The organism is Bradyrhizobium sp. NAS96.2, assembly GCF_001908235.1.
Classification (GTDB): domain Bacteria; phylum Pseudomonadota; class Alphaproteobacteria; order Rhizobiales; family Xanthobacteraceae; genus Bradyrhizobium.
Genome location: NZ_LGHK01000038.1, coordinates 12748 through 36110 on the forward strand (window position 1 = coordinate 12748; position 23363 = coordinate 36110).

Sequence of the window (23363 nt, forward strand, 5' to 3'; positions counted from 1 at the left end):
GCTTCCGCTTCGCGCGAGCCGGCGGCTCGCAATGACGCCTGAGGGGTCCCCGCTCAAAACTCCTGCGCGAGTTTCGCCAGCATCTCCAGCAGCGCGGCGTGGTTGGCCGGGCCGAGCACCTCGATCAGCCGCGCCTCGTGCTTGTTGGCGACCAGCTTCTTGGCGCGCGCCAGCACGGCGCGGCCCCGGTCGGTCAGCACCAGGATGTGGGAGCGGCGGTCGTTGGTCGAGCGCATCCGCGCGCAAAGGTCGCGGCTTTCCAGCGCGTCCAGCATGGCGACGAAATTCGGCCTGAGGATGCCGAGCGTATTGGCGATCTCGGTCTGGTTGCGGCCCGGATTCTTGTCGAGCAGCAGCAGCACCGAGAACTGCGCCGGCGTCAGTTGCAGCGGCGCGACGCAGCGCAGGAAGTCCTCGAATACCTTGAGCTGCGCGCGTTTCAGCGAATAGCCGAGCAATCCGGACAGTTCGCCCAGTTGCAGCATGCTGTCGTCCCCGGCAGGATCGACCGGTTCCCTGCGCAGGGCGCGCGACGATCTGGCGGCATCGGAGGCGGTCTTTGAAACAGTCATCGCTCCAGGCTCGCAATCCCGGTACAAAATCCCCGCGGGACGCTCGGGGACCTTGAGATTATATTTAATAATTGTTATCGGGTATATCAAATATCGGCTGCTTTCAACAGCCGATATCGGCCGACCCAACCGGCACAGCCGGCTGCGGCGGTCCGACGCTTAAGGGGGAGCGCTCGGCCTTGAACACGACGATCATGCTGTTCCTGCTGCAGGACGGCATCACCAATGGCGCGATCTACGCACTGCTGGGGCTGGCCCTGGTGCTGGTGTTCGCGGTGACGCGGGTGATCCTGATCCCGCAGGGCGAATTCGTCACCTACGGCGCGCTGAGCTACGCCATGCTGGCGACCGGCCAGGTGCCCGGCACGGCGCGACTTGCCGTCGCGATGGGCCTCGTCGCCTTCGCGCTCGACCTGTTCTTCGCCCGCAAGGCGCTGCACGCGCGGCTGGTGATCCGCTCGGTCGCGCTCAACATCGTCTTCCCTGTGGCGCTGCTCGGCCTCGTCTATGCGCTGGTTGGCCCACACACGCCGATCGCCGTCAACATTGCGCTCGCGCTCTTGATCGTGGCGGCGATCGGGCTGTTCCTCTACCGCATCGCGTTCCAGCCGATCGCGCACACCTCCGTGCTGGTGCTGCTGATCGCATCGGTCGGCTGCCATCTGGCGCTGCAGGGCCTCGGCCTCGTGTTCTTCGGCGCCGAAGGCCTGCGCGGCCCGGCGCTGTCGAGCGCCGCGGTGACCGCGGGTCCGCTGCGCTTCACAGGCCAGAGCCTTGCCGTCTATGGCCTGACGGTCGGCTTCATCGTCGCACTGTGGCTGTTCTTCGGCTACACCAAGACCGGCAAGGCGCTGCGCGCCACCGCGGTCAATCGGCTCGGTGCCCGCCTGGTCGGCATCCGCACCACGTTGTCGGGCCAGATCGCGTTCCTGCTCGCCTCGGTCATCGGCGCGATTTCCGGCATCCTGATCGTGCCGATCACAACGCTCTATTACGACACCGGCTTCCTGATCGGCCTGAAGGGCTTCATCGCCGCCATCATCGGCGGGCTGGTCAGCTATCCGCTGACCGCGGTCGCGGCCATCGTGGTCGGCATCGTCGAGGCCTTCTCGTCGTTCTACGCCAGCAATTTCAAGGAAGTCATCGTATTCACGCTGATCCTTCCGGTCCTGGTGCTGCGCTCGCTTGCGGCGCCCCAGGTCGAAGAAGAGAAGGATTGAGCGCGATGACGCAGCGGCTTCCTCTCATCATCTTCGCGCTCGTGATGGCGGTGATCCCGCTTGTCCCAGGCATCCCGCCGTTCTGGATCGTGCTGCTCGACAATATCGGCCTCGCCGCGCTGGTCGCGATGGGCCTCGTGCTGCTGACCGGTGTCGGCGGCCTCACCTCGTTCGGGCAGGCCGCATTCTGCGGCTTCGGCGCCTACACCACGGCGGTGCTGACCACCGCCTACGGCGTCTCGCCGTGGCTGACGCTGCCGGCTTCGCTGCTGGTCAGCGGCATTGCGGCGGTGCTGCTCGGCCTCGTCACGGTGCGGCTGTCGGGCCACTATCTGCCGCTCGGCACCATCGCCTGGGGCATCGGCCTGTTCTATCTGTTCAGCAAGCTGGAATTCCTCGGCCGCAACGACGGCATTTCCGGCATTCCGCCGCTGTCGATCGGCGCGTTCAAGATGCTGAGCCCGGATACGATCTACTACGCGATCTGGGTCGCGGTGCTACTCTCCGCGCTATTGACCATGAACCTGCTGGATTCCCGCACCGGGCGCGCCATCCGCGCGTTGCGGCGCGGCCATGTCGCGGCCGAAGCTTTCGGCGTGCAGACACCGCGCGCCAAGCTGCTGGTGTTCATCTATGCCGCGGTGCTGGCCGGCCTGTCCGGCTGGCTCTATGCGCATTTCCAGCGCGCCGCCAACCCGACGCCGTTCGGTGCCCAGGCCGGCATCGAGTATCTGTTCATCGCGGTCGTCGGCGGCGCCGGATATGTCTGGGGCGGCGTGCTCGGCGCCGCCATCGTCGTGATCCTGAAAGAGGTGCTGCAGAGCTACCTGCCCTACATCTTCGGCGGTCAGAGCCAGCTCGAGACCATCGTGTTCGGTATCATGCTGGTGCTGCTGTTGCAGCTGGCGCCGCAGGGCGTTTGGCCCTGGCTGATGTCAAAGCTGCCGTTCAAGCCCACCCGCAAGACACCGGACACGTCGGTGAAGCTGGAACACCGTGAACGTGCCCCGGGAACGTCACCGGTGCTGCTGCATATCGAGAAAGCACGAAAACAGTTCGGCGGTGTGCTCGCCGTGAACGATGTCTCGTTCGACGTCAACGCACGCGAGATCGTCGCGCTGATCGGCCCCAACGGCGCCGGCAAGAGCACAACCTTCAACCTGATCACTGGCGTGCTGGCTGCGACCGGCGGCAAGATCTTCGTGCAAGGCAAGGAGGTCGAGAACGCGCCGCCGCAGGAGGTGGTCAAGCTCGGCGTCAGCAGGACGTTCCAGCACGTCAAGCTGGTGCCCGACATGACCGTGCTGGAGAACGTCGCGATCGGCGCGCATCTGCGCGGCAATTCCGGCGCGATCGCCAGCATGCTGCGGCTCGACCGCGCGGATGAGGCGAAACTGCTGGCGGAAGCCGCGCGGCAGATCGCGCGCGTCGGCCTGTCCGACCAGATCGACCAGCTCGCGGGTTCGCTGTCGCTCGGGCAGCAGCGTATCGTCGAGATCGCCCGTGCGCTGTGCGTCGATCCGATGCTGCTGTTGCTGGACGAGCCGGCCGCCGGGCTACGCCACATGGAGAAGCAGCGGCTCGCCGCACTGCTCCGACAGCTGCGCGACGGCGGCATGTCGGTGCTCTTGGTCGAGCATGACATGGGGTTCGTGATGGATCTCGCCGATCGCATCGTGGTGCTCGATTTCGGCACCAAGATCGCCGAGGGCACGCCGGCCGCGATCAAGCGCAACCCCGACGTGATCAAGGCCTATCTCGGAGCTGCCGCATGAACGCGCTGCTATCGGTGATCGACGTCCACATCTCCTACGGCAAGGTCGAGGCCGTGCGCGGCGTCTCGCTCGACGTCGCGGGCAACGAGATCGTCACCATCATCGGCGCCAACGGAGCCGGCAAGACCACCTTGCTCAATGCCATCATGGGCGTGCTGCCGCTGAGGGGCCGCACCGCCTTCGCCGGCACCGACATGGCGCCGCTGGATATCGAGGACCGCGTCGCCACCGGCCTCAGCCTCGTGCCCGAGCATCGCGAATTGTTCGGCAGCATGAATGTCGAGGACAATCTCGAGCTCGGCGCCTTCCGTATCGCGAAGGCGGTCGCGGCCACCTCGCTGGAGCGGGTCTACGCGCTGTTCCCGCGGCTCAAGGAGCGGCGCAAGCAGCTCGCCGGCACACTCTCCGGCGGCGAGCAGCAAATGCTGGCGATGGGCCGCGCGCTGATGGGCGCGCCGAAACTCCTGATGCTGGACGAACCGAGCCTCGGCCTTGCCCCGATCATCGTCGCCGACATCTTCCGCATCGTCGGCGAGCTCCGCTCGGCCGGCGTCTCGGTGCTCTTGGTCGAGCAGAACGCCCAGGCCGCGCTGCAGATCGCCGATCGCGCCTATGTGATGGAGCTCGGCGAGTTCGTGCTGTCAGGTTCAGCCAAGGACATCGCCGCCAACAAGGGCGTCGCCGCGAGCTATCTCGGCTTCCAGCACGAGGGCGATAGCGCGATTTGAGCGCTGACGTGCGACGACTGCGGCGGTTCAAGCACCACCAGCGCGGAGAGACTGTCACCCCACCTCGCCGCGCATTACATGCGCGTCGATCCTCCCCCTCCAGGGGAGGATGAAGGAAGGCGCGTCCTCAGAGATACATTTCTGGCCACGCTTGCATTCGCGCAGGGATTGCGCTCCACTTCACCCTCCCCTGGAGGGGGAGGGTCGAGCGCACGCGGCGATGCGCAGCATCGTCGGGTGCGATCGGGGTGGGGTGAAGCCGCACAAATGGTCTCGACATCAATCCGCAGAGCGACCGCGAAGAAGCTGCGGGCGAATACGACTCCACATGAACGAATCCTGTGGCGAGCGTTGAGGGAGCTGCCGGCTGATGGCTCCCACTTCCGACGTCAGGCTCCGATTGGTCCTTACGTTGTCGACTTTTTCTGTCCGGCCAAGCGCTTGATCATCGAGCTGGATGGCGGACATCACAACGAAGATGAAATGGCAAAGCGCGATCGCGAGCGTCAGCAATGGCTCGAGCGGGAAGGATATCGCGTCGTCAGGTTCTGGAATTCGGAGGTCGGCGGCGACCTAAACGCGGTTCTGGAGCGGATCTATGTCGAGCTCTACGGTGCTCGCGAAGCGGAAGCCGTTCCACTGACGCACCACCGACGACGATAGAGCGTCACCCCACCCCGCTTCACATCGCTGGCGCGATGCGAAGCGACCCTACCCCTCCAGGGGAGGGTAAGAAAAAGCCGGCCTCCTTTCGAAGACCGGCTCATTCGCCTGGAAAGCAGCGATCAAATCACATCGCCGGGACGTACTTGCCGTCCTTGACCGTCAGCAGGATGCGCGAGCGGTCGTCGAGGCCGTAGCGGTCTTTTTCGGTCCAGTTGTAGACGCCCTGGCTCGCGACGATCTCCTTCTCGGAGATGAACGCCTGGCGGATCGCCTCGCGGAATTCCGGCGTGCCGGGCTTGGCGGTCTTCAGCGCGGTCGGGATGATGCGCTTCAGCACCTCGAAGGCATCGAAGGAGTGGCCGGCGAACTGGCTGCGGCTGTTGGCGCCGTACTTGGCTTCATAGGCCGCGTTCAGCGTGAGGCCGGGCTTCTTGGTCAGCGCGCTGTCGGCCTGGGTTTCCGGTGACATGATCGGACCGGCCGACATGATGACGCCTTCCGCCGACGCGCCCGCGATGCGGATGAAGTCCATCGTGGCGGCACCGTGGGTCTGGTAGATCAGGCCCTTGTAGCCGCGCTCGCGCAGCGCGGTCTGCGGCAGCGCCGCGGCGGTGCCGGAGGCACCGACCAGGATCGCGTCGGGATTGGCGGCGACGAGCTTCAGCACCTGGCCCGCGACCGACGTATCCGGACGCGCGAAGCGCTCCTCATCGGTCATGGTGAGGCCCATCGGCACGGCCTGCGCCTTGAAGTCGTTGACCCAGAGGTCGCCGTAGGAATCCGAATAGCCGATATAGCCGACGGTCTTGATGTTGTGCGCTTTCATGTGCTCGTAGAGCACCTTGCCCATGATCGGAATCGACTGCGGCAGGTCGACCGACCACTTTGCGCGAGCGTCGTTGATCGGGAACGGCGCGAGGCCGAGATGCGGGATGCCGGCCTCGTTGGCGACCGTCGACACCGCGATCGTGGTCGGCGTGATGCAGGAGCCCATGATGATGTCGGCCTTGGACTCGGTGACGAAGCGCCGCGTATTGGTGGTTGCCGCCGTCGGATCGCCGGCATCGTCGAGCACGATCAGCTTCAGCGGCACGCCGGCGATCTCCTTCGGCACGAAATCGAGCGCGTTGCGCTCGGGGATGCCGAGTGCCGCGGCCGGGCCGGTGGTCGAGATCGAGATGCCGATGGTGATTTCATTGGTCTGCGCCAGTGCGGGCGCGCCCGGCAGCGCGAAAACAGCTGCGAGCGCCGCTGCGGCGAGAGTGGCCTTCCTCATTCATTCCTCCCTGCGGATAAGTTTTTTGGATTTAAACCAGTTTTGCGGGCCAATTCAGCCCCTTCTTTAGAGCATGATCCGGAAAAGTGGAAACCGGTTTTCCGTCACGACAAACGCGGAACGCGTTTGCGCGGGGAGCATGCTCCAAAAGTCGAGTCATGAGGAGCCGCGGGTCAGCCCTTCACGCGCACCTCAGCCGTTCATGAAGCGGTCGATGATCTCCTGCGGAAACGGCGCCGATTTCAGCTTGGCGGGATCGTCCGGGTGCCGGCCGACCAGCACCCGCGTCTCGAACGCCTCGATCGCCAGCGCCTCGCCCTTGAACACTCGGTGCACCACCTCGAAGCTCGAACGCTTGATGCTCTCGATCCGGCTCTCGATGGTAATCCAGTCGCCATGGGTCGACGGGATGTGGAATTTCGCCCGGGTGTCGACCATGGGAATGCCGACCAGGCCGTATTTGTGGACGAGGTCCTGCTTCGAGCAGCCGGCAGCTTCGAACATGATCGAGGTCGAATCGTCGAACATCGCGAAGTAGCGCGGGTAATAAACGATGTTGGCGGGGTCGCAATCGCCCCATTGGATCTGCACGTCACGCCGGTTGACGAGCATGGTTTATCCTCGATTGAGCATGGGCGATCCGGAGGCGCGCGTCATGCGCCTCCGGATCATGCGTCAGCGCGGCGCCATCCGGAGCGCGGCATCGAGCCGGACCACTTCGCCGTTCAGATAGGGATTGTCGATCATGTGCAGCGCCAGCGAGGCGAACTCGTCGGCCTGGCCCAGGCGACGCGGGAACGGGATCGCGGCGGCGAGCGAATCCTGTGCTTCCTGCGGCAGGCCGGCCAGCAAGGGCGTCATGAACAGGCCGGGCGCGATGGTCAGCACGCGGATGCCGAATTGCGCGAGCTCGCGCGCGATCGGCAGGGTCATCGCGACGATGCCGCCCTTCGAGGCCGAATACGCCGCCTGCCCGATCTGGCCGTCATAGGCCGCGACCGAGGCCGTCGAGATCACGACGCCGCGTTCGCCGGTCGCGAGCGGCTCGAGCTTCGACATGTCGGAGGTCGCGAGCCGCAGCATGTTGAACGAGCCGAGCAGGTTGACCCTGATCACCTTGTCGAAGTCGGCGAGCGCCATCGGCCCGTCGCGGCCGATCACGCGTTTTGCCACCCCGATGCCGGCGCAGTTCACCAGCAGGCGCGCCGGGCCATGCGCCTTGGCGGCGGCAGCGACCGCAGCTTCGGCTGCCGCTGCATCAGCGACGTCGCAGACCACGGCAATGCCACCGATCTCTGCCGCGACGCTTTCGGCAAGCTTGGCGTTGAGATCGCAAACCGCGACCTTGGCGCCCTGCGCGGCCAGACGGCGCGCGGTCGCAGCGCCCAATCCCGATGCGCCGCCGGTGACGATGGCGGCCTGGTCCTTCAACTGCATGACATTCTCCTCTTCAATACTCAGACGAGTGTGATGACCGATGCCGGCGGCACCGGCGCATAGAGCGCTTCGATGATGTCGGTGCGATGCTCCAGCACCGCGCGCTGGTTGATCGAGCCCTTGTCGGTCACCTCGCCGCGATCGATCGACAGCGGCGTGTCGAGCAGGATCGCCCGCGCGATCCGGTTCGACGAGCCGGTGGCACTCGCAAGCACACGCGCGAAGCGTTCGCGAAAGGCGGCTCGCACAACGGGATCATTGGCCGCCGCCGCGATGTCGCCAGCGGCAAGCGCCGGATTGATCAGGCGGCAACCATCGAGATCGAGGATCACGATCGCCGCCAGCTCGTCGCGATTGATCCCCGCGATCACGACGTCGCGCACCAGCGGCGCGCAGGTGCCGACGAAGCGCGCTCGCAACGGTCCGACGCTGACCCAGGTGCCGCTCGCCAGCTTGAAATCCTCGGCGATGCGGCCGTCGAAATCGAATCCGGCATCGAGATCACCGGGGTTGGCGGGCTTCAGCGCATCGCCGAACTTGTAGAAGCCTTCCTCGTCGAACGCTTTCGCCGTCAGCTCCGGCTGACGCCAGTAACCGGGCGTCACGTTCGGGCCCTTGGCGCGCACCTCGAGCTTGCCGTTGTTCGGCACCAGCTTCGCATCATTGCCCGACACCGGAAGCCCGACATGGCCGGAGCGGCTGGTATCGGGCCGCACCGACATGAAGAACGGCGAGGTCTCGGTGGCGCCGAGCCCGGTCAGCATGGGCACGCGATAGCCCTTCTCCTGCACCGCGAGCGCATCGAGGCTGTTCCAGATGAACGGCGACAGCGCTGCGCCGGAGAAGAACATCGCATGCAGCCGGTCGAAGAATTTCGCGCGCAGGACGGCGTCGTCGCGCAGATAGGGCAGCAGCGATTCATAACCCTTGGGCACGTTGAAATAGACCGTCGGCGAGATCTCGCGCAGGTTTCGCACGGTCTCCTCGATGCCGCCGGGCATCGGCTTGCCCTCGTCGAGATACATCGAGCCGCCGTTGAACAGCGTCAGCCCGACATTGTGGTTGCCGCCGAAGGTGTGATTCCACGGCAGCCAGTCGACGATCACAGGCGGCTCGTCCTTCAGGAAGGCCAGCGTCTCGCGCAGCATCACCTGGTTGGCGCAGATCATGCGCTGGGTGTTGATGACGGCCTTGGGATTGCCGGTCGAGCCCGAGGTCAGCAGGAATTTCGCGATGGTGTCCGGGCCGACTGCCGCATGGATCGCGTCGAGACTCCCGTCTTCCGGCGTCGCCATCAGATTGGCGAGCCGGGTGACGCCACGGCCGGGAACTGCTCCGCGACTCGCCGCAATCTCGACATCGGGTCCGACATTGGCGCGCAGCGCATCGGCAAATTTGTCGGCGTCGTCGACGAAGACGAGGCCTGGCGTCAGCAGCTTGATGACGAAGCTGAGCTTGCCGTAGTCGCGCGACACCAGCGAATAGGCCGGCGACACTGGACAGAACGGAATGCCGGCATAGAGCGCGCCGAGTGCGATCAGCGCGTGATCGATCGAGTTGCCCGACAGGATCACGATCGGCCGCTCCGCCGACAATCCACGCGCGATCAACGCCGAGGCGATCCGCCTGATAGCCTCGAGCAATTGCGCGTAGCTGATCTGGCGCCAGCCGCCGCCGGCCGCACGCTCGGCCATGAACACGCGGCTCGGCTCGGCCGTCGCCCAGTGATGCAGGCGGTCGGTGAGGCGCACGGGAAAATCGGCGAGCTTGAGCTTGGGACGAAGATAGATGGTGCCGTCGTCGCGCCGCTCGACGGTGACGTCGGGATTGCCGAACGAGATCGGGCGCAGCGGATGCGCACTCGCAGTAGACGCAGGTGACGTAGTGCTCATGTCGGCTTCACCTTGGCGGTCTTGCGATCCAGGAAGGCGCGGATCCGCTTCTTGGCTTCCTTGTCGCTCTGCGCCACCGTCGCCATCAGCGATTCCATCAGGAGGCCGGTCTGCGGATTGGCTTCCGCGATCATCGGCAACGCCTGCAGTACGGCAAAGTTGGTCAGCGGCGCGTTGGCGGCGACGCGCTCGGCGAGCTCCAGCGCCTTCGGCAGCGCGCCGTCGGCTTCGGTGAGATATTGCGAGAAGCCGTAGGCTGCGCCTTCGGTCGCCGAATAGACCCGGCCGGTCAGCATCATGTCCGCCATCCGCGGCACGCCGATCAGGCGCGGCAGCCGCACCGATCCGCCGCCGCCGACGAAGATGCCGCGCTGGCCTTCTGGCAGCGCGAAATAGGCCGACGGTTCGGCAACCCGGATATGCGCGGCGCAGGCCAGCTCCAGCCCGCCGCCGATGACAGCGCCCTTCAACGCCGCGATCACGGGCACGCGGCAATACTGGATGCGGTCGAACACGCGGTGCCACATCTGGGAATGCACCAGCCCCTCGGTGGCGTCGCGCTCGGTCAGCTCGGAGAGATCGAGGCCCGACGAGAAATGATCGCCGACGCCGTGGATGACCACCGCGCCGATTTCTTCAGGGATGGCAGAAAAGCAGTCCCGCAGCGCCAGGATGATGCCGTCGTTCAGCGCATTGCGCTTGGCGGGCCGGTTCAGCCCGACCGTCAGCACCGCCCCCCCGCGTCTCGATCCTGAGCAGCGAGGCGTCACCCGCGTCGGCAGCGTTTCCCATGGTGTTATTGTTTCCTGGTTAGAATAGTTATGTTTTATAACTATCATCGCAGGAGTCAATACGGGTGCGGGCGGTGCCGACTTCACCCTCCCCTGGAGGGGGGGGGCGGCTCACATGGAGCGTAGCGGAATGTGAGACGGGGTGGGGTGATCTCTCAACACGGGTAGCACTCGAGTGGAGAGACTGCCACCCCACCTCGCCGCGCATTTCATGCGCGTCGATCCTCCCCCTCCAGGGGAGGATGGCAGCCGGGCCTCACAACACCTGATGCACGTCGATCACGACGCGGTCGGCGTGGCGGGCGGCGGAGCCGATGAAGATGTGCTCCATCAACCAGCGGTATTTTTCAGCACCGGTTTCGAATTTCGGCACGGTGCGGAAATAGATCAGCTTCGGATCGACCGGCTCGCCGCGCTTGAGCTTCTGCAACAGCTCGACCGGCCCGAAGCGGATGCCCTTATTCTCGACATAGACGACGGCGCCGTCGTCGGTCTCGAAGGCATATTTTGCCTCCAGCTCGATCAGCTCATTGGGCCGGATGATCTGGAAGTCGGCGCCGAAGGGAAGCACCTTGCCGTTGATCCCCTCGCCTTTCACCTCGCCGCCGGTGATCGGAATGATGCGGCGGACGCCGGTGCCGATGTTGCCGGCGGACGTTACGTCCGCGATCCTTGCGGTGATGGTGAAGACGTACCTGGTCTGAAGCTCGGGATTCATAGCCTAGCCTATCATGCGCTGCGGCAACCAGGTCGCAAGCAGCGGGAACAGGATCAGGATCACCAGCCGGATCAGGTCGGTGATCACGAAGGGCAGCACGCCGACAAAGATCGTCGACATGTTGACGTCCTTGATCACGCTCTTGATCACGAACACGTTCATGCCGACCGGCGGATGGATCAACCCGAGCTCGACCGTCATGACGATGATAATGCCGAACCAGATCGGGTCGAAGCCGAGCGCGGTGACCACCGGAAACACGATCGGCACGGTGAGAATCACCATCGCCATCGCATCCATCAGGCAGCCGAGCACCAGATACATCATCAGGATCAGCGCCAGCACGCCATAGGGACCGATGCCGAGCCCGGTGAGGAATTCGGTGACGTTCTGCGGCGTCTGGGTGATGGTGAGGAAATAGCCGAAGCATAGCGCGCCGATCAGCACGGTGAACACGGCAGCCGCGGTGCGCGTCGCCTGCAGCAGCGATTGCAGGATGCCGTCCTTGGTGAGCTTGCCTCTGACAATGCCGATGATGAAGGCGCCGACCGCGCCGACCGCGCCCGCTTCGGTCGGGACGAAGAAGCCGCCATAGAGACCGCCGATCACGAACAGGAACAGCAGCAGCGGCGACCAGACGTCGCGCAGCGCCAAGAAGCGCTCGTGCCACGACGCTTTCTTTCCCGCCGGCAGGAAACCCGGCCGCGTCACGCCGATGATGCCGATCGTGATCATGTGCATCAGGATCGCGAGCAGGCCTGGCACCACGCCGGCGATGAACAGCTTGCCGATGTCCTGCTGGGTGATGATGCCGTAGACCGCGAGCACGGTGGATGGCGGCAACATCGCCCCGAGCGTGCCGCCGACCGCGATCACGCCGGTGGCGAACGACTGCGGATAACCGAAGCGGCGCATCTCGGGATAGGCCACTGCGGAGAAGGTCGCCGCGGTCGCAACCGACGAGCCCGAGATCGCAGCGAAGCCGCCGCAGGCCGCGATGGTCGCGATGCCGAGCCCGCCCTTCCAATGGCCGACAAAGGTGTTGGCGGCACGAAACAGCTCGCGGCTGATGCCCGAGACGGACACGAAGGCGCCCATCAACAGGAACATCGGGATCACACCGAAGGAGTAATCCGTCACCGTGCGCATCGTGGTCTGGCCGACCAGTTTCAGCGCCGGGGCAAAGCCGGTGAGATAGCCAAAGCCGGTAATGCCGACGAGGCCCATCGCCATGCCGACGGGCACGCGCAGCAGCATCAGCACGAACAGGCTGACGAAGCCGATGACGGCGACGGCCTCGGGACTCAAATCGAGACTCATGGCCGTCTACTCCGCGGTCTTGATCTTGGCATCATGGATATCTTCCGGGTGGAAGATCAGGCGGTAGGTGCGGATCGCGATCAGCAGCACTGCGGAGACGTCGCCGATCCACGACACCAGGAAGAACGGCCAGACCGGCACGCCGAGATCCATGGTGACGATGTGGCTGTTCCTGGTGTCGATCACCTTGTCGACCAGCGTGTAGGTCTGCACGCTCACCACGAACAGCAGCACCAGCGTGGCGAAGATGTCGATCCAGCGCTGATAGCGCGGCGTGGCGTTGGCCCAGACCAGATCCACGGTGATGTGGGTGCCGCGATAGCTGGTCGCCGCGATGCCCCAGAAGATCAGGATGCCGAGCAGGAACTGGCCGAAATTGTAATAGTCGGGAATCGTCACCGCGAAGAACTTGCGCATGAACACCGCGGTGAAGGTGTTGAGCGCGACGACGCCGACGAAGAACGCCGCCACCCATTCGATCGAATCGATGAAGCGGTCCATGAAATTCTTGCGCACCGGCTCAGGTGGACCGGTGATCGCGCCGTCTGGGGTGACTTCGGAAGCTTGCGTCATACGCTGCTCGATGGGCTCCCTCTCCCCGCCTGCGGGGAGAGGGTTGGGGTGAGGGGGCTATCCGCAAAACTGGTGTGAGGGTTGAGACCGGTACCCCCTCACCCGGATCGCCAAGGGCGATCCGACCTCTCCCCGCAAGCGGGGAGAGGTGAAGGGGAGCGGGATCAGATCCCCGCCTCGTACTTCTTCAGCGTGGCCTGCAGATCGGCCTCGATCTTCTCCGCATCGCCGCCGGCCTTCTTCACCGCCTCGGCCCAGCTGTCGCGCAGCGGCTTGACCGCCTTCTTCCATTCGGCGAGCTGATCAGGCGTCAGCGGATAGACCTCATGGCCTTGCAGCGCTTTCATCTTGGTACGGCCGTTGGCTTCGAAATCGGTCCAGGGATCGGTGACCTTGGAAGCCCATTCCGGCGTGCAGTGATCGTCGATCACCTTCTTCTGGGCATCCGACATCGCATTATATTTGGCGAGGTTCATGTTGTAGGTGAACACCGTCGTATAGAGCGGCACGTCCATGTGGTACTTCACCACCTTGTCGATGCCGAACAGGAAGATCGAGCCCCAGGGGAAGGTGATCTCGTCGGCCACGCCGCGCTCGATCGCGTCGCGCGATTCCGGCGCGGAGGCCTGCACGTTGGTGCCGCCGAACATCTTCACCATCTCGCCGATGGTGCTTTGCGCGGGCCGCACCTTGACGCCGGAAAGGTCGCTCGGCAGCACGATCTTCTTCTTGCCGTGCAGCGCGCCCGGATCGTGGATGAAGGCGAAGCAGAGCTTGGTGTCCTTCATCTCGGTCGGCGCGTATTTGTGGTACCACTCGTTCAGCGCCAGCGTGCCCTTCTTGCCGTCCGAGAACACGAACGGCAGCTGGCCGGCGGCCGCGATCGGGAAGCGGCCGGGCTGATAGCCGGGATTGACATAGGTGACGTCGGCGATGCCGTCGCGCGCCATGTCGTAATGGTCGAACGCCTTGCCGAGCTGCTCGGACGGAAACACGGTGACCTTGATGGTGCCGCCCGATGCCTTCTCGATGTCGGCGGCCCAGGCCTGCGTCGCGGGCACCAGCGGATGCGCCGGCGGGACCCAGAGCGACACTTTAAGATTGACGGTCTTGTCCTGCGCCACGGCAGGTCCAATGGCAGGGACTGCGGCCGGCACGATGGCGGCTGCCATCAGCAGCGCCAACAAACTGTTCCTCATCACGTCTCCTCCTCTCCAGGACGGCGGGCTTTGTGCCCGGTCTCATTACTTAACATGTTATCTAATTCGCACGGATATTCAAGACGAAATCCGCCGGGCGGACGCCTCGTCGCACCCGGCCCCTCCGGCATCTTGCGCTGCGGCGAAAGCAGTCCGCGGCAAATCGGCCTTGCCAAACCTGTTATATGATATAGTTGCCATGGCAAGTTGACGGTGGCCGCCCCGGCGCGGGCGCCCGGCTCAAGCCTATCTGATCGGGAGGAGCAGGTATTGCGGACAAAAGTAGCAATCATAGGCGCAGGTCCGGCTGGACTGTTGCTTGGGCAACTACTTCATACTTTCGGCGTAGACAACGTCATTCTCGAGCGGCAGACCCCCGAATATGTGTTGGGGCGGATTCGCGCCGGCCTGCTCGAGGAAGGCACGGTGTCGCTGCTCGAAAGCGTCGGCGCTGCCGCCCGCCTGCACCAGGAGGGCCTGGTCCATCATGGCGTCGAGCTGGCGTTCGGCGGCGCGCGGCATCGTATCGACATGCATGCGGCGACCGGCAAGACTGTGACCATCTACGGCCAGACCGAAGTCACGCTCGATCTGATGAACGCCCGCAAGGCGGCCGGCCTGACCTCGATCTACTCCGCCGCGGACGTCAAGCCGCATGATTTCGACACCGATCATCCGCGCGTCAGCTACGTCAAGGACGGCGTCACCCACGAAATCGCCTGCGATTTCATCGCCGGCTGCGACGGCTTCCACGGCATCAGCCGGGCCAGCGTGCCGGCCTCGGCGATCACCAGCTATGAGCGGGTGTATCCGTTCGGCTGGCTCGGCATCCTCTCGGAGACACCACCTGTCTCGCCGGAGCTGATCTACAACAACCACGAACGTGGCTTTGCGCTCTGCACCATGCGCTCAACCCATCGCAGCCGCTACTACGTGCAATGCCCGCTCGACGATCATGTCGATCAATGGTCGGACGAGCGGTTCTGGGATGAATTGAAGCGGCGGCTCGACCAGAAGGCCGCCGACGAGATCGTCACCGGCCCCTCGATCGAAAAGAGCATCGCGCCGCTGCGCAGCTTCGTCGCCGAGCCGATGCGGTTCGGCCGGATGTTCCTGGCCGGCGACGCCTCACACATCGTGCCGCCGACCGGCGCAAAGGGTCTGAACCTTGCGGCCAGCGACGTGCATTACCTGTCGCAGGCGCTGCGCGAATATTACGACGAGAAATCCTCTGCCGGCCTCGACGGTTATTCGGCCAGGGCGCTGGCGCGGGTCTGGAAGGCGGTGCGCTTCTCCTGGTGGATGACCTCGATGCTGCACAAATTCCCCGACGAGGGCGAATTCGCCGCGCGCATCCAGATCGCCGAGCTCGACTACCTCGTCAGCTCGAAGGCGGCATCGACCTCGCTGTCGGAGAACTATGTGGGGCTGCCGTTCTAGGTGCGGATGCCGCCCTCGTCATTGCGAGGAGCGATAGCGACGAAGCAATCCATCTTGCCGCTTGCGGCCGCATGGATTGCTTCGCTACGCTCGCAATGACGGAAGCAAGAACCGCATAGACCTGCCATGCTGACATTGTACTTAGCACCAGGCGCGAGCTCGATGGCCGTCCACATCGCTTTGCACGAGATCGGTATCGGCTTCGAAGCCCGGCCGATGTCGTTCGGGCGCAACGACATGCAGGTCGGCTACGAATTGCCGGCGTGACCGGCCGGCGTCGGCGCTTTCAAACATCCGCGCAAATCCCGTTTAAAACTTTGTAGGCGGTGAAACCGTCATGGACATCGCGTTCAATGGCGTCAACGAAAACGCCATATGCGAGCCAGAGATGACCACCGAAACGCAAGTCGCACCCGACATTCCCCAAGATACCCCGCAAGGCTTCGAGCCGCTGTTCCGCAAGAGCCCGCTCACCGAGCCGTGGGAGCCGCTTTACCAGAAGAAGACCGAGCGCTCCGTCATCATCGGCCTGCGCCTCGCGAGGCCGCACACCAACGGCCGCGGCCTGATCCATGGCGGGCTGATCGCAGCGCTTGCCGACAACGCGATGGGCTATAGCTGCGGCCAGGCCACCGGCTGGACCACCTCGTATGTGACGATCTCGCTCACGGTCGATTTCGTCGGCTCGGCCAATGTCGGGCAATGGCTCGCGATCGAGAGCGATGTGATCAAGACCGGCAGCACGATCTGCTTCGCGCAGAGCCTGATCAAGGCCGATGGCGTGACGATCGCGCGCGCCAGCGGCACGTTCCGCGTGGTGCCGAAGAAGCCGCCGGTGAGCTAAGCGCCTTCGAGCGAAGCTAACCGAAATGCCAGTCGGTGATCTCGGTGACGAGATCGATGAAGGTCCGCACCTTCGCCGACAACAGCCGGGATGTCGGGTAGACGACATGGATCGGCACCGGCGGCTGTTCGAAGGCGGCGAGCACGATTCGGAGCCGCTTCGCTTTCAGCGATTCGGCGGCCTGGTAGGCCATCACCCGGGTCAGTCCGCCGTCCTGCTCGGCGTACTGGATGGCGGCGTCCGAGCTGTTGCTGGTGAAGCGCGGCGTCGGGATGATGCGGATTTCCTGGCCGTCTTCCATGAAGCGCCAGTCCGGCGTCGCGGTCATGGCACCGAACTGGATCGTGTCATGGGAGGTCAAGTCCGCCGGCCGCTTCGGCTCGCCGCGGAGTTTGAGATAGCCATGCGAGGCCACCACGATGCGGCGCATCTGGCCGACATGCCGCGCCACCAGGGTCGAATCCGGCAGGTGCCCGAGCCTGACCGCGAGGTCGACGCCGTCTTCGACGAGGTTGATCCGGCGATCCGACAGCCGCAGGTCGACCCCGACATCGGGATAGCGCTTCAGGTAGGCGGAGACGACCGGACTGACGTGCAGCCGCCCGAAGCCGAACGGGGCCGAGATCACGAGGCGGCCTTCGGGACGGGTGCGCTCGCTCTCCACCGCATCCTCGGCCTCCTCGACGTCGGCGAGGATCCGTCGCGCCCGCTCTAGATAACGCGAGCCGGCATCGGTCAGCGTCACCTGGCGCGTGGTTCGTTGCAGCAGGCGCGCGCCGAGCCGCTCCTCCAGCGCCGCGATCAGCCGGGTGATGGCGGAGGGCGACAGGCCGAGCTTGCGGGCGGCGGGGGCAAACCCCTCGAGGTCCGCCACCGCGACGAAGGCCTGCATGGCATCGATCCGGTCCATGGAACTATTGCATAATCGGCAATAGTGAAGTGTCAATTCACAAGATTGCTTGCGAACCGGAAACGTCCATCTTGTCGTGGCAGGAGGCCCGTTTCGGGAGGCCCAGATGTCCGATACCCACACCTATCCGAGCGACGTCGCCTTCACCCCGGCGGTCAAGGCGATTCAGACCCGCAAGGGTTCGCGCGACACGTATGCCGAGGTCGAGGCGCACGGCGGCTGGCGCACCGAGATCGACGAGAGCCTCGCAGGCTTCCTCGGCGAGGTGAACAGCTTCTATTTCGCGACCGCCTCGGCGGACGGACAGCCCTATATCCAGCATCGTGGCGGGCCGAAGGGCTTCATCAAGGTGCTCGACAAGCACACGCTCGCGTTCACCGATTACAGCGGCAACCGGCAGTTCATCACGCAAGGAAATCTCTCGGAGAATGCGAAGGCGTATATCTTCGTGATGGACTATGCGCACCGCCGCCGCGTCAAGCTGTGGGGCGAGGCGCGGGTCGTGGAGGACGATCCGGCGCTGACACGCGCGCTGATGCCGCAAGGCTACCGCGCGCGGCCAGAGCAGGTGATCCTGTTCAAGGTCGCGGCATGGGACACCAACTGCCCGCAACACATCCCGCAGAAGTTCGACGCGGCCGACGTCGCACAAGCCCTCGCCTCACGCGACCAGCGCATCGCCGAGCTCGAGGCGGAGCTCGCCGTATTGCAGGGCGAGCCCGCTCCCTAGGCATGATCCGGAAAAGTGTGAAGCGGTTTTCCCTCGCGACAAACGCGGAACGCGTTTGCGCGGAGATCATGCCCAAACAGGAAAGCGCGATCGCGCTTTAAGCTGCCTGCTGCTGCAGCGGAGCCCAGGCGAACTCCGGATAATATTGCTGCATCATCCGGCCGACATAGGCGGTGAGATTGTCGAACTTCTCGGTGCGCTCGCGCAGCGGCGAATCGAAGAACGGCGTCAGGATCCCGGCCAGCGCGCCGAACGCGGTGGCATCCGTGCCGCAAGGTGCGTTGCCCATCAGATAAGGCTTGTCGCCGAGCTGCACCGACAGTGCAAACAGCGAGCGCATGGCGACATCGACGTCCTCGTCGGGCCCATGGCGGCCAAGTCCGCTGAGCAGATAGTTCTCGGCGACGCGGAACTGGGCGTCCTCGCGCATCTTGTCGCGCAGATGATCGGGCGCGCCGTCGAAGAAATGCGCGGGTCCCTTGGCGAAATTGGTATCGTCGACCCAGCGCGCGCCGACCAGCGCCCAGTAGACGTGATGTTCGATCATGCGCTCGAAGGCCCAGGCCTGCGCGCGCGCCTGCAGGCTCAGCGGCGCATCGAAATCGAAGCCGTATTTGCCCTCGATATGGGCGCGGATGAAGGTCGAATCGGCGATCGTCTCGCCGTCATCGGAAATGAACGGCAGCTGGCCCTTGGGAGAGGCCGGCGGCATCGCCTTCTCCTTCACATAGGCAAGCCCGGCCATCTTGAGCTGGACCTCGGTCTTGGTCACGAAGGGGCTGATTTCCGGTAGACCGAAGCCCGTGCCAAAGCCAAAAAGCGTAATCATATGAAGCTCCCGATCGCCTGTGGTCGTGAATTGAAGCTACCTGTCCCCTGCTGCCAGCATGGTGTCAGCAGTAGTGGCATTCACTGCCGAGCGGGGTTGCGGGTGCGAGGCGGCGAACCGCCTCGCGAACCCGCTTGACCAGCCGTGCCCGCCCATAGGACCAGGCGGCGCCGATCGACTGTGCGACCAGCGCGACCAGGGCCCAGCGCAGGTCTCCGGAGGTGGAGTAGACCGTGATCATTTGTTCCAGCGCGAAGCTCTGCGCCTGCCTGAAACCGAGTTCATCAAGATTCGTCATGGACAAATTCCCTTCACTTGAGGTGTTGTCCTGATATAGCCCCCACCTGCTGCCAACATGCTGTCAGCAGCGGTGACAGGGGGCGCGAAAAGCCGACGCGTCGAGACACCGCGAGATCCGTCAAGACAGTCGTCAAGACAGCTGCAAGAGAGCGACCAAAGAGAACTGCCATGAGACGCGCCGACCGGCTGTTTCAGATCATCCAGGTGCTCCGCCGCACCCGTAAGCCTTTGACCGCCGATGCGATCGCAGCCGAGCTCGAGACATCGAAGCGGACGATCTATCGCGACATCGCCAGCCTGATCGAGCAGCGGGTGCCGATCCGCGGCGAGGCCGGCATGGGCTACATCCTGGAGAAGGGTTTTGACCTGCCGCCCTTGATGCTGACACCCGACGAGATCGAGGCCTGCGTGCTCGGCGCGCAATGGGTGGTCGGCCACGCCGATCCGGCATTGGCGCGCGCGGCCGAGGACCTGATGGCCAAGATCGCCGAGACCGTGCCCGACCGCTTACGTCCATTCGTGCTGGAGCCGGCAAGCCGCGCCCGCTCCGCCTGGAACCGGGAGCCCGACCGCATCGACATGGTCAGGACCCGCAGCCAGATCCACGAGGGCAAGAAGATCACGCTCAACTATCGCGACGAGCACGGCCGCGACTCTGAGCGCACGATCTGGCCGATCGCGGTCGGCTATCACGAGGCGGTGCGGCTGCTCGCCGCCTGGTGCGAGCTGCGCAAGGATTTCCGCAGCTTCCGCACCGACCGCGTGGTCACCGCTGTTTACCACGACGAGAAGTATCCGGAGCGGCGCGACCTGCTCAGGGCGCGCTGGCGGCGCAGCCTGGTCTGGGAAGCACCGAGGGATACCTGATGGCCGGCAACGCGATCGACACGGCGGAAGCGAGCCCTTGCCAGTCCTGTGGCGCCTGCTGCAGCTATTCGGCGAACTGGCCGCGCTTCACGATCGAGGACGACGCGCAGCTCGACCTGATCCCGGTGCAATTCGTCAACGCGCGGCAATCGGGAATGCGCTGCGAAGGCGACCGCTGCTCGGCGCTGTCAGGGCGGGTCGGAGAGGCAACGCGCTGCGAGGTCTATGCGGCGCGGCCGGAAGTGTGCCGAACCTGTCTGCCGGGCGATGCGGAATGTGCGATGGCGCGGCGCCGGCATGGGCTGCCGCTCATCCCGAGCGCGCAGCCGGATTGAACCCGGCTTAAGCCGTCACAGTCACCGTCTCGCTGACGTCCTCGTCGTCGAGCTCGTCATCGACAACGGGCGCGAAGGTCGACAGCGGCTTGGTCGACAGTGTGATGGGCTTGCGGCCACCATGCGACACGGTCGTCGCGCGAGCCGGCTCACGCGACAGCGCGTAGAGCGTCGACCCGACACGGCCGCCGGAATTGACCAGCTCCCATTCGCTGCAGCTCGACGCGATCGCCACCGCGAGCGCGTGCAGATGGCTGCGCCGATAGCAGAACAGCGCCAGCCTCGCCCGGACATCGGGCGCGACATTGGCGACCAGCAGTGAAAGCCCGTTGGGATTGGCGCGGTACATCTGGCCGAGCAGGTCGTCCGCAACTGGGCAGGCATCGTTCTCGAAGGCGTCGCGGCTTGAAAACATTTGCAAATCCCCCTCGATCGGGAAGATGCCGCGCAATCCTCTAACGAAAGGTTAACCACGGCCTCCGGTCGTTGCCGGAGAGGCTTGCCCGTTGCACGCGAATCACATCCGCCCACGGCCGGCGGATGGTCGATTGCCTGAAATGAAGCAAGAGGCGTCGCGTGCCGCTCAGTTCGCGGCCATGTAGATCGACAGCGCAAAGCCGGTGAGGTGGTGCAGCGCCTGGTCGACCCCGATCAGGGTCCAGAACCAGGGATGGTGCGCTTCCAGCGTCACGCCGAAATGCGAGGCGCAGTATCCCTTGCAGCGGTCGACGATGATGTGGATCACGAAGTCGATGAAGGCGACGTACCAGAACCGCGGCGCCACCACCAGGATCAGCGCCAGCGCGACCGCGAGATGGACCAGGCAATGCGCGAGCAGCGGCATGGCCCAGCCGGTCTTCTGATCCTTGCCGATCGCCATCCAGGCGTTCTGCAGCATGAAGTCGGCGATGATGTGCTTTGCGGTGAGAAGCAACATCCATCCCACCAGGGCACCAACCGACACCGACGATGACATGGCAGGAAACAACAAGCTGACGCCCTTTACTTCGATGAATGTGATTGCAAGAAATCCGGGTCAGGCCGTCAGCACAATTCCGCAAACCGAAGCGTGTCTCATTTATGACATCTCCGGCGGCGGAATGCACCTGCGGCTCGTCGAAAATCACATTTGGGTTCGGCCGTCGACAGTGGCGATGGTCATGTCGCAGCGCGGCGCCGGCGAGCCGGGATTAAGGTTACGGCCGGCGGCCGGTTTGCATTCCGCCCGGGGAAGTATATCGTCGCCCGCACAGGAAATTTTCTTTCTTTTATAGTCATTTACGGATTCACCGGGCAGCGCGGCGCCGTTCCGGCAACCGGCCGTCCCGGACGGGTGATGAGCCAGGTGATCAGCCATGAGTGCCGAAGCCCCCACGCCTTCGCCGATGCCGCCGCGGCCGCGCGCTCCGGTCGCCAAGAGCAACCGTGCGCAGATCATCATCTTCACCCTGCTGACACTGCTGCTCAGCGCCGTCACCGTGATCGGCGGCCGGGTCTGGCTGCGCAATTCCGAAACGCTGGTGTTCGCGGTCGGCGATGCCAACGGCCCGGAGGCGAAGTTCGCCGCCCGCCTTGCGACCGTGCTGAAGAACAATTCGTCGCGGCTGCGGCTGAAAATCGCGCCGAACCCCGACAACGCCAAGGCGCTGGCGCAGTTCGATCGCCGCGACGCCTCGCTTGCCATCCTGCGCACCGACGCCAAGGTGCCGCCGCGCGCCCGCGCCATCGCGATCCTCGAGCATGACGTGGTGCTGGTGCTCAGCCCCGGCGGCAAGAAGATCAAGTCGCTGCCCGAGCTCAAGCGGAAGAAGATCGCCGTCGTCGGCGACGGCGAGAACAGCGTCAATTTCGTCCGCAGCGCGCTCGAGATTTCCGACAGCCCGGATGCGGCGCAGCGGGTGCAGCAGGCGCCGCCGAACACACCGCTGGACAAGCTGTTCGCCTCGGGCTTTGCCGCCGTGGTTGTGATCGAGCATGCCTCGAAGATCATCAAGGACAAGACCTACGAGCAATACGCCAAGCGCTCCGGCGGCTTCACGTTGAACGCGATCGACGAGGCCAAGGCGCTGGCGCGCAAATATCCGGCGATCTCGGAGGAGACGGTCTCGACCGGCATGCTATCGTCCTCGCCGGCGATCCCCGATGACGAGGTCGACACCATCGGACTGGAATGGCTCCTGGTGGCGCAATCCTGGATGCCCACGACGACGGCCGCCGAGCTCGCGCGCATCGTCTATGAGAACAAGTCGGAGCTCGCGCTCGACAACGGCTTCGCCTCGAGGATCGAGCCGGCCGCGACCGACAAGGACGCCTTCATCGTCGCCCATCAGGGCGCTGCCGAATACATCAACGACGACACCAAGTCGTTCATGGATCGCTACAGCGACGTGATGTATCTCGGCGCCGCCGCGCTCAGCATCATCGGCTCGATCTTCGCCGCGATCTACACCAAGATCACCCGCGTCGCGCCCGCGCGGGCCAGCGAGCTGGCGGGCCGGATCCTCGACATCGGCGAGCGCGTCGAGCACACCACCTGCACCGAAGACCTCGACGAACTGCAAGACGAGCTCGAGGCGATCCTGCGCGGCGCGGTGATCGGCCTGCGCGACGGCACGGTCTCCGGCGACGGCCTCGATACCTTCAAGCTCGGCTACGAGCTGGTCCGCGACGAGATCGCCCTGCGCCGCGATCATCTCAAGCGCCATCCGGCAGCACCGGATGACAACCTCGTGGTGGTGAAGACCGCGAACGGGTGAAGACCAATTTGGTCTTGCGAGTTGGTCGCGCCACATTGATTGCTGTCGTCCTGGCGAAAGCCAGGACGACGATGAGGATGGGTTCTCGATTCAAGACGCCAAACACGCGGTGTCATCACCCGCGCATGCGGGTGATCCAGTATTCCAGAGGCGGCTGTGCTTGAGCCGAGGGGCCGCGGCGTACT

The 23363-nt window shown here is 64.6% G+C and carries 26 protein-coding genes and 1 pseudogene; 12 read left to right on the forward strand and 15 right to left on the reverse strand.

Annotated features, from left to right (window positions below; all coding sequences use genetic code 11):
• Positions 1-53 precede the first annotated feature (53 nt).
• Positions 54-572, reverse strand: coding sequence for a MarR family winged helix-turn-helix transcriptional regulator (locus AC628_RS10360; RefSeq protein WP_050425473.1), 519 nt, complete (start codon positions 570-572; stop codon positions 54-56).
• A gap of 179 nt (positions 573-751) precedes the next feature.
• Between AC628_RS10360 and AC628_RS10365 the strand changes: the two genes are divergently transcribed.
• The 4 genes from AC628_RS10365 to AC628_RS10380 all read left to right on the forward strand — a co-directional run bounded on the left by AC628_RS10365 (position 752) and on the right by AC628_RS10380 (position 4958).
• Positions 752-1792, forward strand: coding sequence for a branched-chain amino acid ABC transporter permease (locus tag AC628_RS10365; RefSeq protein WP_050425474.1), 1041 nt, complete (start codon positions 752-754; stop codon positions 1790-1792).
• A gap of 5 nt (positions 1793-1797) precedes the next feature.
• Positions 1798-3567: a branched-chain amino acid ABC transporter ATP-binding protein/permease gene (locus AC628_RS10370; RefSeq protein WP_074126753.1), complete on the forward strand. Its 1770-nt coding sequence runs from the start codon at positions 1798-1800 to the stop codon at positions 3565-3567.
• On the forward strand, positions 3564-4295 hold the full coding sequence (locus AC628_RS10375) for an ABC transporter ATP-binding protein (RefSeq protein ID WP_074126754.1): 732 nt from the start codon (positions 3564-3566) through the stop codon (positions 4293-4295). Before AC628_RS10370 ends, AC628_RS10375 begins: the two co-directional genes overlap by 4 nt.
• A 267-nt stretch (positions 4296-4562) precedes the next feature.
• Positions 4563-4958 carry an endonuclease domain-containing protein gene (locus tag AC628_RS10380; RefSeq protein WP_074126755.1) on the forward strand — a complete coding sequence of 132 codons (396 nt, stop codon included), beginning with the start codon at positions 4563-4565 and terminating at the stop codon, positions 4956-4958.
• A 127-nt stretch (positions 4959-5085) separates the two neighbouring features.
• On the opposite strand, the gene AC628_RS10385 is transcribed toward AC628_RS10380, so the two are convergent.
• The 9 genes and pseudogenes from AC628_RS10385 to AC628_RS10425 form a co-directional block, all read right to left on the reverse strand.
• Entirely contained in the window at positions 5086-6237 is a 1152-nt protein-coding gene (locus AC628_RS10385) for an ABC transporter substrate-binding protein (protein ID WP_074126756.1), read from the reverse strand.
• A 192-nt stretch (positions 6238-6429) separates the two neighbouring features.
• Positions 6430-6849: an acyl-CoA thioesterase gene (locus AC628_RS10390; RefSeq protein ID WP_074126757.1), complete on the reverse strand. Its 420-nt coding sequence runs from the start codon at positions 6847-6849 to the stop codon at positions 6430-6432.
• A 63-nt stretch (positions 6850-6912) separates the two neighbouring features.
• Complete coding sequence (locus AC628_RS10395; RefSeq protein ID WP_074126758.1) at positions 6913-7674, reverse strand: SDR family NAD(P)-dependent oxidoreductase; 762 nt, start codon at positions 7672-7674, stop codon at positions 6913-6915.
• A 20-nt stretch (positions 7675-7694) separates the two neighbouring features.
• The gene (locus AC628_RS10400; RefSeq protein ID WP_074126759.1) at positions 7695-9566 is read right to left on the reverse strand and encodes a feruloyl-CoA synthase; all 1872 of its coding nucleotides are present in this window, start codon (positions 9564-9566) and stop codon (positions 7695-7697) included.
• Positions 9563-10358, reverse strand: a pseudogene (locus AC628_RS10405) (crotonase/enoyl-CoA hydratase family protein). The gene AC628_RS10400 and the pseudogene AC628_RS10405 overlap by 4 nt, the downstream one beginning before the upstream one ends.
• Before the next feature lie 255 nt (positions 10359-10613).
• Entirely contained in the window at positions 10614-11075 is a 462-nt protein-coding gene (locus AC628_RS10410; RefSeq protein WP_074126760.1) for a DUF3237 domain-containing protein, read from the reverse strand.
• Between the two features lie 3 nt (positions 11076-11078).
• Positions 11079-12383, reverse strand: a complete 1305-nt coding sequence (locus AC628_RS10415; RefSeq protein ID WP_074126786.1) for a TRAP transporter large permease — start codon at positions 12381-12383, stop codon at positions 11079-11081.
• Positions 12384-12401: 18 nt separating this feature from the next.
• Complete coding sequence (locus tag AC628_RS10420) at positions 12402-12911, reverse strand: TRAP transporter small permease (RefSeq protein WP_050425513.1); 510 nt, start codon at positions 12909-12911, stop codon at positions 12402-12404.
• Positions 12912-13132: 221 nt separating this feature from the next.
• Positions 13133-14167, reverse strand: a complete 1035-nt coding sequence (locus AC628_RS10425) for a TRAP transporter substrate-binding protein (RefSeq protein WP_074126761.1) — start codon at positions 14165-14167, stop codon at positions 13133-13135.
• A 270-nt stretch (positions 14168-14437) separates the two neighbouring features.
• Between AC628_RS10425 and pobA the strand changes: the two genes are divergently transcribed.
• The 3 genes from pobA to AC628_RS10435 all read left to right on the forward strand — a co-directional run bounded on the left by pobA (position 14438) and on the right by AC628_RS10435 (position 16451).
• Positions 14438-15607 carry a 4-hydroxybenzoate 3-monooxygenase gene (pobA, locus tag AC628_RS10430; protein WP_074126762.1) on the forward strand — a complete coding sequence of 390 codons (1170 nt, stop codon included), beginning with the start codon at positions 14438-14440 and terminating at the stop codon, positions 15605-15607.
• A gap of 162 nt (positions 15608-15769) precedes the next feature.
• Complete coding sequence (locus AC628_RS46100; protein ID WP_502689640.1) at positions 15770-15874, forward strand: thioredoxin domain-containing protein; 105 nt, start codon at positions 15770-15772, stop codon at positions 15872-15874.
• Positions 15875-15995: 121 nt separating this feature from the next.
• Complete coding sequence (locus AC628_RS10435; protein ID WP_074126787.1) at positions 15996-16451, forward strand: PaaI family thioesterase; 456 nt, start codon at positions 15996-15998, stop codon at positions 16449-16451.
• A 16-nt stretch (positions 16452-16467) separates the two neighbouring features.
• On the opposite strand, the gene AC628_RS10440 is transcribed toward AC628_RS10435, so the two are convergent.
• Complete coding sequence (locus AC628_RS10440) at positions 16468-17361, reverse strand: LysR family transcriptional regulator (RefSeq protein ID WP_074126763.1); 894 nt, start codon at positions 17359-17361, stop codon at positions 16468-16470.
• Between the two features lie 106 nt (positions 17362-17467).
• Here AC628_RS10440 and AC628_RS10445 point away from each other — a divergent pair, with 106 nt between their 5' ends.
• Entirely contained in the window at positions 17468-18091 is a 624-nt protein-coding gene (locus tag AC628_RS10445) for a pyridoxamine 5'-phosphate oxidase family protein (protein ID WP_074126764.1), read from the forward strand.
• 97 nt (positions 18092-18188) lie between these two features.
• Here the strand turns inward: AC628_RS10445 and AC628_RS10450 are convergent, their stop codons facing one another.
• Both AC628_RS10450 and AC628_RS10455 read right to left on the reverse strand, forming a co-directional pair.
• Complete coding sequence (locus tag AC628_RS10450) at positions 18189-18920, reverse strand: glutathione S-transferase family protein (protein WP_074126765.1); 732 nt, start codon at positions 18918-18920, stop codon at positions 18189-18191.
• A 64-nt stretch (positions 18921-18984) separates the two neighbouring features.
• A complete protein-coding gene (locus AC628_RS10455; protein ID WP_074126766.1) occupies positions 18985-19218 on the reverse strand; it encodes a hypothetical protein in 234 nt (77 codons plus the stop codon).
• Between the two features lie 170 nt (positions 19219-19388).
• Here AC628_RS10455 and AC628_RS10460 point away from each other — a divergent pair, with 170 nt between their 5' ends.
• Positions 19389-20087 carry a helix-turn-helix transcriptional regulator gene (locus tag AC628_RS10460; protein ID WP_028336549.1) on the forward strand — a complete coding sequence of 233 codons (699 nt, stop codon included), beginning with the start codon at positions 19389-19391 and terminating at the stop codon, positions 20085-20087.
• Entirely contained in the window at positions 20087-20422 is a 336-nt protein-coding gene (locus tag AC628_RS10465) for a YkgJ family cysteine cluster protein (RefSeq protein ID WP_074126767.1), read from the forward strand. Before AC628_RS10460 ends, AC628_RS10465 begins: the two co-directional genes overlap by 1 nt.
• A gap of 7 nt (positions 20423-20429) precedes the next feature.
• Here AC628_RS10465 and AC628_RS10470 read toward each other — a convergent pair whose 3' ends face one another.
• On the reverse strand, positions 20430-20837 hold the full coding sequence (locus AC628_RS10470) for a hypothetical protein (protein WP_074126768.1): 408 nt from the start codon (positions 20835-20837) through the stop codon (positions 20430-20432).
• 168 nt (positions 20838-21005) lie between these two features.
• A complete protein-coding gene (locus AC628_RS10475) occupies positions 21006-21359 on the reverse strand; it encodes a DUF3307 domain-containing protein (protein WP_083632762.1) in 354 nt (117 codons plus the stop codon).
• A gap of 37 nt (positions 21360-21396) precedes the next feature.
• On the opposite strand from AC628_RS10475, the gene AC628_RS42750 reads away from it, so the two are divergent.
• Together AC628_RS42750 and AC628_RS10480 are read left to right on the forward strand one after the other, a co-directional pair.
• Complete coding sequence (locus AC628_RS42750; protein WP_143201533.1) at positions 21397-21696, forward strand: hypothetical protein; 300 nt, start codon at positions 21397-21399, stop codon at positions 21694-21696.
• Between the two features lie 81 nt (positions 21697-21777).
• On the forward strand, positions 21778-23178 hold the full coding sequence (locus AC628_RS10480; RefSeq protein ID WP_245321125.1) for a TAXI family TRAP transporter solute-binding subunit: 1401 nt from the start codon (positions 21778-21780) through the stop codon (positions 23176-23178).
• The last annotated feature ends 185 nt before the right edge of the window (positions 23179-23363 follow it).

Bases quoted from the DNA above. Each gene is read 5' to 3' on its own strand.
- AC628_RS10385 (WP_074126756.1), bottom strand. From the start codon at position 6,237: ATGAGGAAGGCCACTCTCGCCGCAGCGGCGCTCGCAGCTGTTTTCGCG.
- AC628_RS10425 (WP_074126761.1), bottom strand. From the start codon at position 14,167: ATGAGGAACAGTTTGTTGGCGCTGCTGATGGCAGCCGCCATCGTGCCG.
- AC628_RS10445 (WP_074126764.1), top strand. From the start codon at position 17,468: ATGTCCGATACCCACACCTATCCGAGCGACGTCGCCTTCACCCCGGCG.
- AC628_RS10480 (WP_245321125.1), top strand. From the start codon at position 21,778: ATGAGTGCCGAAGCCCCCACGCCTTCGCCGATGCCGCCGCGGCCGCGC.
- AC628_RS10455 (WP_074126766.1), bottom strand. From the start codon at position 19,218: ATGACGAATCTTGATGAACTCGGTTTCAGGCAGGCGCAGAGCTTCGCG.
- AC628_RS10475 (WP_083632762.1), bottom strand. From the start codon at position 21,359: ATGTTGCTTCTCACCGCAAAGCACATCATCGCCGACTTCATGCTGCAG.
- AC628_RS42750 (WP_143201533.1), top strand. From the start codon at position 21,397: ATGGCAGGAAACAACAAGCTGACGCCCTTTACTTCGATGAATGTGATT.
- AC628_RS10450 (WP_074126765.1), bottom strand. From the start codon at position 18,920: ATGATTACGCTTTTTGGCTTTGGCACGGGCTTCGGTCTACCGGAAATC.
- AC628_RS10360 (WP_050425473.1), bottom strand. From the start codon at position 572: ATGACTGTTTCAAAGACCGCCTCCGATGCCGCCAGATCGTCGCGCGCC.
- AC628_RS10380 (WP_074126755.1), top strand. From the start codon at position 4,563: ATGGTCTCGACATCAATCCGCAGAGCGACCGCGAAGAAGCTGCGGGCG.
- AC628_RS10440 (WP_074126763.1), bottom strand. From the start codon at position 17,361: ATGGACCGGATCGATGCCATGCAGGCCTTCGTCGCGGTGGCGGACCTC.
- AC628_RS10435 (WP_074126787.1), top strand. From the start codon at position 15,996: ATGACCACCGAAACGCAAGTCGCACCCGACATTCCCCAAGATACCCCG.
- AC628_RS10400 (WP_074126759.1), bottom strand. From the start codon at position 9,566: ATGAGCACTACGTCACCTGCGTCTACTGCGAGTGCGCATCCGCTGCGC.
- AC628_RS46100 (WP_502689640.1), top strand. From the start codon at position 15,770: ATGGCCGTCCACATCGCTTTGCACGAGATCGGTATCGGCTTCGAAGCC.
- AC628_RS10465 (WP_074126767.1), top strand. From the start codon at position 20,087: ATGGCCGGCAACGCGATCGACACGGCGGAAGCGAGCCCTTGCCAGTCC.
- AC628_RS10460 (WP_028336549.1), top strand. From the start codon at position 19,389: ATGAGACGCGCCGACCGGCTGTTTCAGATCATCCAGGTGCTCCGCCGC.
- AC628_RS10470 (WP_074126768.1), bottom strand. From the start codon at position 20,837: ATGTTTTCAAGCCGCGACGCCTTCGAGAACGATGCCTGCCCAGTTGCG.
- AC628_RS10395 (WP_074126758.1), bottom strand. From the start codon at position 7,674: ATGCAGTTGAAGGACCAGGCCGCCATCGTCACCGGCGGCGCATCGGGA.
- AC628_RS10375 (WP_074126754.1), top strand. From the start codon at position 3,564: ATGAACGCGCTGCTATCGGTGATCGACGTCCACATCTCCTACGGCAAG.
- AC628_RS10390 (WP_074126757.1), bottom strand. From the start codon at position 6,849: ATGCTCGTCAACCGGCGTGACGTGCAGATCCAATGGGGCGATTGCGAC.
- AC628_RS10410 (WP_074126760.1), bottom strand. From the start codon at position 11,075: ATGAATCCCGAGCTTCAGACCAGGTACGTCTTCACCATCACCGCAAGG.
- AC628_RS10370 (WP_074126753.1), top strand. From the start codon at position 1,798: ATGACGCAGCGGCTTCCTCTCATCATCTTCGCGCTCGTGATGGCGGTG.